Annotated in this window: 8 protein-coding genes; 2 read left to right on the top strand and 6 right to left on the bottom strand. The window is 71.9% G+C overall.

The window, feature by feature from the left end; all coding sequences use genetic code 11:
• Window positions 1-146 precede the first annotated feature (146 nt).
• Window positions 147-2,633: a DNA topoisomerase IV subunit A gene (locus ABGB08_RS09225; protein ID WP_218041682.1), complete on the bottom strand. Its 2,487-nt coding sequence runs from the start codon at window positions 2,631-2,633 to the stop codon at window positions 147-149.
• 128 nt (window positions 2,634-2,761) lie between these two features.
• Between ABGB08_RS09225 and ABGB08_RS09220 the strand changes: the two genes are divergently transcribed.
• Window positions 2,762-5,131: an Hsp70 family protein gene (locus tag ABGB08_RS09220; protein ID WP_347588384.1), complete on the top strand. Its 2,370-nt coding sequence runs from the start codon at window positions 2,762-2,764 to the stop codon at window positions 5,129-5,131.
• Here the strand turns inward: ABGB08_RS09220 and ABGB08_RS09215 are convergent.
• Genes ABGB08_RS09215 through ABGB08_RS09200 form a run of 4 tightly spaced genes read right to left on the bottom strand, consistent with a single transcriptional unit; the run spans window position 5,128 to window position 9,790 of the window.
• The gene (locus ABGB08_RS09215; RefSeq protein WP_347588382.1) at window positions 5,128-5,856 is read right to left on the bottom strand and encodes a dienelactone hydrolase family protein; all 729 of its coding nucleotides are present in this window, start codon (window positions 5,854-5,856) and stop codon (window positions 5,128-5,130) included. The two genes, ABGB08_RS09220 and ABGB08_RS09215, sit on opposite strands and share 4 nt — an antisense overlap.
• 40 nt (window positions 5,857-5,896) lie before the next feature.
• Entirely contained in the window at window positions 5,897-7,765 is a 1,869-nt protein-coding gene (locus ABGB08_RS09210) for a dynamin family protein (protein ID WP_347588380.1), read from the bottom strand.
• On the bottom strand, window positions 7,755-9,545 hold the full coding sequence (locus tag ABGB08_RS09205) for a dynamin family protein (protein ID WP_347588378.1): 1,791 nt from the start codon (window positions 9,543-9,545) through the stop codon (window positions 7,755-7,757). Before ABGB08_RS09205 ends, ABGB08_RS09210 begins: the two co-directional genes overlap by 11 nt.
• Window positions 9,542-9,790, bottom strand: a complete 249-nt coding sequence (locus tag ABGB08_RS09200) for a hypothetical protein (RefSeq protein WP_347588376.1) — start codon at window positions 9,788-9,790, stop codon at window positions 9,542-9,544. The genes ABGB08_RS09205 and ABGB08_RS09200 overlap by 4 nt, the downstream gene beginning before the upstream one ends.
• A gap of 108 nt (window positions 9,791-9,898) precedes the next feature.
• Here ABGB08_RS09200 and ABGB08_RS09195 point away from each other — a divergent pair, with 108 nt between their 5' ends.
• Window positions 9,899-10,453 (top strand): RNA polymerase sigma factor, encoded by a 555-nt coding sequence (locus tag ABGB08_RS09195; protein ID WP_347588374.1) that lies wholly within the window; start codon window positions 9,899-9,901, stop codon window positions 10,451-10,453.
• A 1-nt stretch (window position 10,454) separates the two neighbouring features.
• Here the strand turns inward: ABGB08_RS09195 and grpE are convergent, their stop codons facing one another.
• On the bottom strand, window positions 10,455-10,895 hold the full coding sequence (gene grpE / locus ABGB08_RS09190) for a nucleotide exchange factor GrpE (protein WP_347588372.1): 441 nt from the start codon (window positions 10,893-10,895) through the stop codon (window positions 10,455-10,457).
• Window positions 10,896-10,908 lie beyond the last annotated feature (13 nt).

The following is a 10,908-nucleotide window of genomic DNA, read 5'->3' as shown; positions in this document are numbered from 1 at the left end:
TAGGGCTTGCGAGATAGAGCCTACTCGGCGAAGGTTCGTCCAGACTTGGCCGATCGCGGGCGTCTCGGTCCAGGTGAGGTGACCGTTGCGTTACCTCGCGAAGACCCCTGGCCTTCTCCCGAAAACGGGGGAGAAGGCCAGGTCGATCAGACATCCTCGGGGGGAGCCTCCTGGAAGTCCGCGAAGAGGGAGCCGCCGACGGCGGCCACCGTGTGGGTGAGGCGCACCCCCGAACCGTCCCGGCGGCCGAGCTCGGTCGGCAGCGGGACCGGCTTCCCGACGGCCGAGACCGCCTTGGCGGGCGCGGGCCCCGCCCACGCCAGCAGCAGCATGTCCTCCCCCTTCAGGAACCGCTGCGCCCGGACTCCGCCGGTGGCCCGGCCCTTCGGCGGGAACTCGGCGTAGTCCGCCATCTTGCCGCCGCCGATCTGGGTGCCCGGCAGGGCGGTGGAAGAACCGGCGATCGTGATCACTCGGGACTCGCGGGCAGGATCGACGGAACCGAACCAGATCACCCGGGCCCCGGGCTCCAGCCTGATCCCGGCCATGCCTCCGGCCGGGCGGCCCTGCGGCCGTACGTTATTGGCCGGGAAGCGGAGCAGCTGCGCGTCCGAGGTGATGAAGACCAGGTCGTGCTCCTCGGAGGTCAGCTCGGCGACCCCCACCACGGTGTCACCGTCGCGCAGGCCGATGACCTCGAACTCGTCACGGTTGGCCGGATATTCGGGGACCACCCGTTTCACCACGCCCTGCGCGGTGCCGAGGGCGAGGCCGGGGCTGTTCGGGTCGAGCGAACCCAGGCCGACCACCACCTCGTCGGGATTGAGCGACACATACTCCGCCACCGGATGGCCGCCCGCCAGCGACGGCGGGTTGGCCGAGGGCGGCAGGGCGGGCAGGTCCACCACCGACACCCGGATCATGCGCCCGTGCGAGGTGACCACGCCGGTCTCGCCCCGGACCGTCGACCGCACCACCGACACCAGCACGTCGTGCACGGTCCGTTCCCCGTCCTCGGCCAGCGGCGACGCGTCGCTCGTCCGGGCCAGCAGCCCGGTCGAGGACAGCAGCACCAGGCACGGATCGTCGGCCACCTCCAGCGGCACCGCGGCCGTCCTGGACACCCCGGAGGACTCCAGCAGCACCGTACGGCGCGGCGTGCCGTAGGTCTTGGCCACCTCGGCCAGCTCGTCCGAGACGACCTTGTTCAGCTTGTCCTCGGAGGACAGGATGGCGGTCAGCTCGGCGATCTCCCGGGTCAGCGTCTCCTTCTCCTTGTCCAGCTCCAGCTTGTCGTAGCGGGTCAGCCGGCGCAGCGGCGTGTCCAGGATGTAGTTGGCCTGGATCTCGCTCAGCTCGAAGATCTCCATCAACCGGGCGCGGGCGGCGGCCGAGTCGTCGGAGGAGCGGATGACCTGGATGACCTCGTCGATGTTGAGCAGCGCGACGATCAGGCCGTCCACCAGGTGCAGGCGCTCTTCCCGCTTGCGCCGCCGGTGCTGCGAGCGCCGCCGCACCACGTCGATCCGGTGATCCACGTACACCCGGAGCAGCTCGCGCAGCCCGAGCGTGCGGGGCTGGCCGTCGACCAGAGCCACGTTGTTGATGCCGAAGGTCTCCTCCATCGGCGTCAGCCGGTAGAGCTCCTCCAGCACCGCCTCGGGGATGAAGCCGTTCTTGATCTCGATGACCAGGCGGAGGCCCTTGTGCCGGTCGGTGAGGTCCTTCAGGTCGGCGATCCCGGACAGCTTCTTGGCGTTCACCAGCTCCTTGATCTTGGTGATCACCCGCTCGGGCCCCACGTTGTACGGCAACTCGGTGACGATCAGCCCCTTGCGCCGCGGCGTCACGTTGTCGACGGTGGCCTTGGCCCGCATCCGGAACGTGCCACGCCCGGTCTCGTACGCATCCCTGACCCCCGCAAGCCCGATGATCGAGCCCCCGGTCGGCAGGTCGGGGCCGGGCACGAAGCGCATCAGGTCTTCCAGCGTCGCGTCCGGCTTCTTGATCAGGTGCCGGGCGGCGGCGATGACCTCGCCGAGATTGTGCGGGGCCATGTTGGTGGCCATCCCGACCGCGATCCCGGTCGAGCCGTTGACCAGCAGGTTCGGGAACGCCGACGGCAGGACCGTGGGCTCGGTCTCCTGGCCGTCGTAGTTGGGCTTGAAGTCGACGGTGTCCTCGTCGATGGACTGCGTCATCAGCATGGCGGCGGCGGACAGCCGGGCCTCGGTGTACCGCATGGCGGCCGGCAGGTCGTCCGTCGAGCCGAAGTTGCCGTGACCGTCCACCAGCGGCAGCCGCATCGAGAACGGCTGGGCCATCCGGACCAGCGCGTCGTAGATGGCGCTGTCGCCGTGCGGATGCAGCTTGCCCATCACGTCGCCGACGACCCGGGAGGACTTCACGTGCCCCCGGTCGGGCCGCAGCCCCATCTCGTTCATCGAGTAGAGGATGCGCCGCTGCACGGGTTTGAGCCCGTCCCTGGCATCTGGGAGGGCGCGCTGGTAGATCACCGAGTACGCGTATTCCAGGAAGCTGGTGCGCATCTCCGCGGACACGTCGATATCGACGATCCGCTCCTCGAAATCCTCGGGTGGGGGGCTGGTCGTTCGTCGGGCCATGTCGAACATTTTGCCGGTCCTCCGCGCATGCCGCGACACAGACGCGCCTTCGGCCCCCGACGGTGACACAGTCGCGCTCCGCGCGGACCACTATCGTGGTCGCCTGCGGGAGGCCGCAAAAGCGGGAGGAGGCCGAGATGGCGCAGTGGTGCCTCGGCGTGGACCTGGGGACGAGTTTCTCCGCCGGGGCGATCGCGACCGACCGGCGGGTGGACATCCTGGAGGTCGGCGGCGAACGCCGGGTGCCGTCCACGATCCTGCTGAACGACCAGGGCGTGCTGGTGGCCGGGCGGGTCGCGCAGCGTTCGATGGTCCGCTATCCCGAACGGGTGGAGCGCAACCCCAAACGTTACGTGGGCCGGGCCGCCATGCTCCTCGGCGGGGTCCCGGTGGACGTCAAGGACGCGATGGCGGCCATTCTCGCGCTGTTCGTGGCCGAGGGGCGCACCCGCTTCGACGGCGCCGACCCGGCCACCGTGGTGCTGACCTGCCCGGTCGCCTGGCGGCCTGACCGGCGGGAGATCCTCAAGGCGGCCGGGACCGCGGTGGTGCCGGGGGCGCGGATCGTCATCGTGGAGGAGCCGGTCGCCTCGGCGCTGCACTACACCTCGATCCACAGCGTCTCCGGCGGGCGGCAGGTGGCCGTTTACGACCTCGGCGGCGGCACCTTCGACACGGCGGTGCTGGCCGCCGACGGCGCCGACTTCAACGTGATCGGCGAGCCGGGCGGGGACGACATGATCGGCGGCGAGGTGTTCGACGAGCGCGTCTTCGCCTTCCTGGGGGCCCAGCTGGAGCGCTCCGCGGCCGACTGGTGGGCCGAGGTGAGCGCCAACCCCGACCGCCGCTACCGGGCCGCCGCCGCCGATCTGCTGGACGAGGCGCGGGCCGCCAAGGAGACCCTCTCGGCGTACGACACCGCCAGCCAGTATGTGGCGGGCGCGGACGTGGACGTGCAGATCTCCCGGGCCGACCTGCACGCGCTGGTGGGCGCGGACATCATCAGGACGGCCGACATCCTGGACGAGACGATCGCGGCCGCCCGGGTGGATCTGCGGCAGCTGTCCGGGATCTTTCTGACCGGGGGCGCCAGCCGGATGCCGCTGGTGCACGAGACGATCAAGGCCAGGCACGGCGACCTGGTCCGCACCTACGACGACCCGAAGATCGTCGTGGCGCTGGGCGCGGCCCGGCTGGCCTGGACGATCCTGGAGGCCGAGCGGGCCAAGACCGCGGCCAAGAACGCCGCCAAGAGCGCGGCCCTGGACACGATCGCGACCACGGCCAGACCGGCGGGCAGGCCCGCGGAGGGCGGGTCGCTCAAAACGGTGATGGAGGGCGTGTTCTCGGTCCGGGTGACCGCGAACGGGACCTACTGCCTGTGCGTGGACGGCGGGCGGCAGCTGCTGCGGCGGGTGGACGTGCCCTCGGGCCGTACCGACCGGGAACTGGCCTTCGGTCCCGTCCTCGACTGGGCGGCCACCGACGAGGGGATCCTGCTGGCCGAGCGCGGCCCGAACGGCGCGGTGCTCCGCACGCTCACGCCGGAGCTGGTGATCCAGTCCACCCAGGTGCTGCCCGGCGTGCCCGACGTGCGGACGCTGGCCAAGGGCGGGATCGGCTGGGCGTTCTTCCACCCGGGCCCGGTGCTGCCGGTCGACAACTCGCGCGGGCTGCCGTGGGGGGAGACCGGCGAGCTGACCATGCTGGAGTTCCGGCTGGGCGGGTTCTTCCAGGAGCCCGCCCGCATCCCGCTCGGCCCGTCAGCCCAGTGGTTCGTGAACGAGGACGGGACCCGGCGGCGGCTGCTCGATCAGGACAGCCCCACCGGCGTCGGACCGGCCCTGGCGATCGGCTCGCCGGGGTGCACGGTCGTGCTCGGGCAGTACGCGTTCCAGAACGGCTTCCTGCCCTGGCAGGTGTTCCTGATCATCGACCCGGGCGGCCGCGTGCGCCGGGTCGACCGCCGCCCGCCCAACTGGCTGCAGCAGGTCGTGCTGCACGAGTCGAAGTGGTTCGTCGCCACCAGCCACGGCCTGGAGATCGACGCCGCCCCCAACCCGCCCCGCGTGCTCGCCTCCCGCCCCCGCGCGGGCGCGCTGCGCTGGTTCCCGGCGGGCCGCGAGATGTACGCGATCGGCATGGACACCGTGCTCCCCTCCCAGGGCTGGTCGGTCCTGCACTGCGACCGCACCACCGGCAACCTGCGCACCCTCGCCCACGAGCCCGCCACCACCCTGCTCGGCCATCTCACGTCCCGCCTGACCAGCGAGCGGCCCCGCGTGGTCGCCGACGGCGAGACCCTCTGGCTGGGCGTCTCCGGCGCCCGCAACACCTCCCGGATCATGCACGTCACCCCTGCCGGGGCCCGCCAAGCCCTCAGCGCGCCCGGCTGGGCCGAACCTCTGGCCAAGGTCCCGTCGGGCCTGCTCTACCTGCGGCTCCCGGAGGCCGCCCCGGGTCCGGAGCAGTCGTTACCTGGCCGGCTCTGCTTCCTGCCGGACTAGCTCTGTGAGTGGCGTTCGGTGAACGACAGGATCTGCCGCCACGCGTCCGCGCACGCGTCGGCCCACTCGCTGTAGGAGCGGTCGAAGAACGAGTGCGGCGCGCCGGGGTAGATGACCGTCTCGTGCTCGGTTCCCGCGTGGTCGAGGGCGGCGGTGAAGGTGTCGAACTCCTCGTCGGTGGAGGCGGTGTCGGCGCCGCCGCGGAGCAGGAGCACGGGTGCGCCGGGCGTGTCCGGCAGCTCGCCGATGCGGCGGATCGCGCCGTAGAACCCGATCGCCCCGGCCAGGCCGTTCCCGTGCGCGCCCAGCCACCACGAGTTCGCGCCGCCGAAACAGAACCCGACCGTGAACACCGGCTGGGGGAGCTCGGCCAGAGCGGCGGCCATGTCGAGGCGCACGTGCTCCAGGGTCACCTCACCGATCTTCGACTGCCAGTCGAAGGAGTCGCCGCGGTCGGGGTCCGTGCCCGCCGTACGGCCGAAGTAGTCGATGGCGATGGTGTGGAACCCGGCCTCGGCGAAGCGCACCGCCAGGTCGCGGTAGTACGGGTGCAGCCCCCGGATGTCGGGCAGGATGACGACCGAGCGCCCGTTGGGCGTGGCGGGTTCGGTGCGGTAGGCCAGGAAGCGGGTGCCGTCCGCGGACGTCAGCTCGATCTGCTCCTGTGCGGCGACCTCGCCGATAACGGGCGGAGCGGGCGGCCGGCTGCTCGTGCTGTGACACATGAGGTGATCCCTTTCTCGTCCGGACGAGCGTCGCACATGATCACGACGCGGCTGCCGGGCGGGCACCCCCTAGCGCCGTCGCGATCTCGCCCCGGAGGCCGGCGGCCCGGTCGGTGAGGGTGGCGATGGTCTCCAGGCGTTTGGTGGCCGACTCGCGCGCGTCGCGTTTGTCGGCGACGTTGCTGGCGGCCAGCGTGCGCAGTTCGGCGCGCCGGGACTCCAGGTCCTTGCGCTGGGTGGCGAGCGCGGTGTCGGCGCTCTGCTCGACCGTGGCGCGCCAGTTCGCCACCTCCCGTTCCAGGGCCAGCGTGATCTCGCTGCCCGCCTGGGTGAACTGCTCGGCCAGCAGCCGGCGCAGGGCCTGCTGGTTGCGGTGGACCTCGTCCCATTCGCGGCGCCGTACCAGCACGGCCGCGGCCAGCGCGGGGCCGATGATGAAGCCGATCGGGTTGAGGTGGGCGATGATCAGGCCGAGGCTGGCGGCCATCGCGGCGGCGGGCACGCCTTCCCGGAACATGTCCATCTTGGCGCCCGCGGTGGGTTCGCTCTTGAGCTCGTGGGACCACACCCGGGGCATGGCCACCTTGGCCAGGTCCATGTCCATCGGATCCAGGCGCAGCGAGCGCAGGAACTCGTTCAGCGCGGTCCCGACCAGGGTGCTCACCTCGGCGACGATCTCGTCCCAGGCGGCCTGGATGGAGCGCTCGACGCTCTCCGGCAGCTGCTGCAGGTAACGTTCGAGATCGGCGCGCTTGGTCAGCTCGCCCACCGCCTGCTCGTACGGCTGCCGCACCCGGGCCAGATGCGCCCGCGCGATCGTCGCCACCTCCCGCCCCAGGAACTGGTTGCCCACCGCGTACCTGCGGCGCTCCTTGGCGATCTCGGCCAGCTCGGCCAGCGCGGTCTCCACCTCGGCGAGCCGCTTGGCGGGCTCCTTCGAGTCGTCGGAGGCCCCGGCGACATGGTCGGTCGCCACCGCCGCCACCGCGGACAGCACCGAGACGCACGCCGACACCACGGTGGCGCTGCGCGCCAGCTCGCGCCCCTCGGCGCAGGAGCGCAGGTATTCCTCCAGCCGGCAGAGCCCGCTCCGCTCGTGCAGCTGGTCGGCGCGCTCGGGCCGCCCCAGCCTGCGCTGCGCCACCGCCGCCTCGGCCAGCTTGGCGCTCACCGGCAGCCAGGCCGCGCCGCGCAGGATCGCCGCGTTCTCGGGCGCCACCAGCCCCGACTCGGCCACGAAGGTGTCCAGGCGGCGGCGGTTCTCGGCCAGCAGCGCCTGCCAGTTGGCCGAGTCCTCCACCTTGGTCAGCACGAACGTGACCGCCTGCACCCGCTGCACCGCCTCGGCCAGGAACTCCAGCTCGTGCCGGAGCACCGGCTGGTCCTGGGCGCTGAGCGCGAACAGCAGCGCGTCGGCCCGCTGCAGGATGGCCACCGTCGCCTGGCGGTGGCCGACCGTGAGGCTGTCCACGCCGGGCGTGTCCAGCAGCCGTACGCCGTCCAGCATCGGGTGGTCGACCGTCAGCTCGACGTTGACCACCTCGCGGCGTTTGGCCGGGTCGCCGGTCATCGAGGCGTAGTCGGTGATCTGGGCCGGGTCGATCGCGAAGGACTCGCTGGCCTTGTGCACCTTGGCGGTCAGCGCCGGGCCGCGCCGCAGCCCCAGGTAGCAGTTGGTGGCCACGTCGGCGTCCACCGGCAGCAGCCCGGGGTGCCCGATCAGCGCGTTCAGCAGGCGGCTCTTGCCGCGCTTCTGGGCGCCGGCCAGCACGACCGTGGTCTCGGTCTCCTTCCACCTGGCCGCGACCTGGACGAGCACCTCGGCCAGGTCGGCGCGGCCGGCCTGCTTGGCGAGCGTGTTGACCTCGTTGGCCAGGCGCAGCACGCGGGTGACTAGCTCAGCCGACATGCGGGGAACCTTTCTGGACCGCGGTCACGGCGAGGTGCGCGTAGCTGTCGCTGACGCTCTCGGCCGCGCGGCGGTCGGCGGTGAAGGGGAGGAAGTGGCTGAGCGAGCGGAACCGCGCGCTCAGGGCCGCCGCGTAGGCGGCGACGTCGGGGGGTCCGGCCGCGATGCCGACCTGGGCGGCGCCGTCGGCGCCCGCGATCAGATGGGCGAGCGCCTGCCGGTCCTCGGCGGGGACCAGCGGCGAGGCCAGCAGCCGCCGTACCGCGTCGCCGTCCACGGGGGCCGGGGCGACCGGCAGGAAGATGGGGGCCTGCGTCTGGAGGACCGGCGGGGCGGCCAGGTCCTCCAGGACGCCGAGCACGTCCCGGGCGCGCTGGCCGCCGACGCGGCCACGCTCGATCATCGCGCGGGCGCGCCACCGCTCGGTCGCCCGCCGCGCGGCCTCAGGGACCTCATGCGCGGGTACGCCGAGCTGTTCGGCCGGGTCGTCCGAGCGGGCCAGCTGGAACAGCTCGTTCTGCATGTCCTCGGCGAGCACCAGCTGGCCCCGGGCCACCGCCTCGACGGCGGCGAAGATGCGCAGGCCGTGCAGGCCGGCGGCGATCGGCTTGGTCTCGTCCAGTTCGGCCGCGAGGCCGTCCAGCACGGCCAGGTCGGAGCCGAACGCGGGGGCGCGGGAGACGCGCCGGAGCTGGGTGATCGCCGCCAGCGCCTTCAGCTGGTCGGCGCGGCGGGCGAAGTGGGCGATGCCGCCCGCGACCGTGCCCGTACGGGCCCCCACCCCGAATCCCGATTTATCGAGCAATGTCTGGCGGAGGGCTTCGGGGCCTTCGGCGCTGTGGGTGATCGCGGTGCGTAAGCCGTACCGGTGCAGGTGGCGGATCAGGCGGCGGGCCACCTCGGGGGAGAGCGGCGAGTCGGGGGAGTCGGCGAGGTCGTCCAGGTCCAGGAGGAGGAACTCCAGGTCGGCTTCGTCCAGGGCGGCGAGGGCGGCCAGGCCGTCCAGTTCGGCCGGGCCGAGCGCGCCGGTGCCCGCGGTCTCGGCGAGCAGGCCGATCACCGGGACCACGTCGAAGACCGAGGCGCGCAGATCCGCGTACGCCTTGACGGCCAGCCGCCGCGCGGTCGGCCAGGGGTCGTCCTCGTCGCCGCGCCGGTCGATCTGGCTCAGCACGGCCAGGGTGTTGACGCAGGTCATGCCGCACGCCTCGGTGAGGCCGCGGAACTCGGCGAGGGTGGTGTCGTCGAAGGCCTGGACGTAGCGGAGCACGTAGATCAGGGCTTGCGCGTGGTCGTCGTCCTGGTCGGTGCCGAACAGCATGCGGCGGGCCGCGCGCTCGTTCTCGACGGTCGTGGTGTTCATGCCGGGGGTGTCGACGACGGTGATGGCGCGGAGGGCTTCGGAGGCCAGGTGCACGCGTACCCGGCGGACCAGGTCGATCGGGACACCCAGCTCGGCGGGGAGGCGGTGGCCCGGGGCCAGGCGGGTGACGACGGTGCGGCCGTCCTCGCACTCGACCTCGACCCGGCCGTCGTCGGGGCCGTATTCGTACTGGGTGACGACCCGGGTGCACTCGCCCGCGTCCACGGGCGCGACCGGCAGCCCGAGCAGGGCGTTGACCAGAGTGGACTTCCCGCTGCTCACCGCGCCGGCGACGGCGATCTTCAGGGGCGCGTCGAGCCGGACCCGGACCTGGTGGACCCGGTCCCGCAACCCGGGATCGGCCAGCTTGGCGATCGTGGTGCCGCACAGGTCGCGCAGCCGGTCACTCGGATTCATCCCAGGTCCCCGATATCGCCAATATCAGAGAAGTCGTCACTAAAGTCCGTTTCGTTAACGGGTATGTCGAAATATCCCTCGAAGTCCTGATAAAGGTCTTCGGGTTCTGCCTCGGTGGTGCTCATTGTCTCCTCGAACATGGCCAGGCTCTCCGCCGTCGTGGGAGCCGGGACCGAGCCGTAGAGAAGGTCGTAGAACGCCCCCGCGTCATCCTCCTCCACGCCCTCATTACGGTCGAATATCATGCCGTGTCATCACATATCGGTTCAGCGAGGACCGTGGTCTGATCGTCGCAGATTTCCCGGTTGACGTTGGGTGCCGGGCGTTTAGGGATACGGGAGGAATCTCCGGCGATGCCTGCTCCTCTGGTCGGCGATGTCGGTGGCGATATCGGCGATGACGCCGAACTTCTCGCCGCCGCGCGCGCCGGTGACAGCGAGGCCTTCCGCCTGCTCTGGCAGCCGGTCGAGCGGCGCGCCTTCGGCGTCTGCTTCCACCTGACCGCCAACCGCCCGGACGCGCTCGACGCGCTGCAGGAGACGCAGCTGGCCGCCTGGAAGGGCATGCACCGGTATGAGGGCCGGGCGCCGTTCGCGGCCTGGGTGCTGGCCATCGCCCGCAACGCGGCCTTGTCCGTCGTCCGCCGCCGGAGTTCGCACGACGACCTGCTGTTTCCCGAGGCGGCGGAGCCACACGCGGCCGAGAGCGGGTTCGACGACACCGTGGCCGATCTGGTGGACCTGCGCCGCGCGCTCGCCACGCTGTCCCCGGCGCACCGGGAGGCGCTGCTGCTGTGGGCGGGCGGCCTGACGTATGAGCAGACCGCGGCCGCGCTGGAAGTGCCGCTGAACACGGTCAAAGTATGGATCTTCCGGGGCCGCCGGAGCTTGCGCGAGCTGCTCGGGTAGCTCATGACGGCGGCTCTCGCCGGTACACCACGACCTGGGGCACGCGCAGCACCTGGTCGCCGTCCAGGTATCCGGCCCGCACGGTCTCGGCGACCGTGTCGTGCGCGTCGGGGTCGTCGGTGGGCGTGGTGTCCACGGCTTCGTGCAGTTCGCCGTCGAAGGGCAGCCCGTCGGGGCGTACCTCCTGGATTCCGGCCTCCGCGAGCGCGGTCGCGAGCAGTTCGGCCAGCTCAGGGAAACGTTCGCCGAGCTGGTCGCGGAAGCGCGCGCAGGCCAGGGCCAGCGCCACGCGATCGCGGCCCTCGTCGAGCAGGCGCTCGATCTGCTGCGTGACAGCCGGGCTCGCGCCGCTGGCCGCCACGTCGGTCAGCGCGCGCGCCAGCCCTTCTCCCGCGCTCAGGGGGGGTTGAGCGGGGGAGGGGGCGGGACGGCCGGTGGGCATGCTGGCTCCTCAG

This window comes from Acrocarpospora sp. B8E8 (assembly GCF_039871605.1).
In the GTDB taxonomy this organism is placed as follows: domain Bacteria; phylum Actinomycetota; class Actinomycetes; order Streptosporangiales; family Streptosporangiaceae; genus Acrocarpospora; species Acrocarpospora macrocephala.
Note: the sequence above shows the minus strand (reverse complement) of the source record. Positions and strands in the feature narration are given on the sequence as shown.

Bases quoted from the DNA above. Each gene is read 5' to 3' on its own strand.
- ABGB08_RS09225 (WP_218041682.1), bottom strand. From the start codon at position 2,633: ATGTTCGACATGGCCCGACGAACGACCAGCCCCCCACCCGAGGATTTC.
- ABGB08_RS09220 (WP_347588384.1), top strand. From the start codon at position 2,762: ATGGCGCAGTGGTGCCTCGGCGTGGACCTGGGGACGAGTTTCTCCGCC.
- ABGB08_RS09215 (WP_347588382.1), bottom strand. From the start codon at position 5,856: ATGTGTCACAGCACGAGCAGCCGGCCGCCCGCTCCGCCCGTTATCGGC.
- ABGB08_RS09210 (WP_347588380.1), bottom strand. From the start codon at position 7,765: ATGTCGGCTGAGCTAGTCACCCGCGTGCTGCGCCTGGCCAACGAGGTC.
- ABGB08_RS09205 (WP_347588378.1), bottom strand. From the start codon at position 9,545: ATGAATCCGAGTGACCGGCTGCGCGACCTGTGCGGCACCACGATCGCC.
- ABGB08_RS09200 (WP_347588376.1), bottom strand. From the start codon at position 9,790: ATGATATTCGACCGTAATGAGGGCGTGGAGGAGGATGACGCGGGGGCG.
- ABGB08_RS09195 (WP_347588374.1), top strand. From the start codon at position 9,899: ATGCCTGCTCCTCTGGTCGGCGATGTCGGTGGCGATATCGGCGATGAC.
- grpE (WP_347588372.1), bottom strand. From the start codon at position 10,895: ATGCCCACCGGCCGTCCCGCCCCCTCCCCCGCTCAACCCCCCCTGAGC.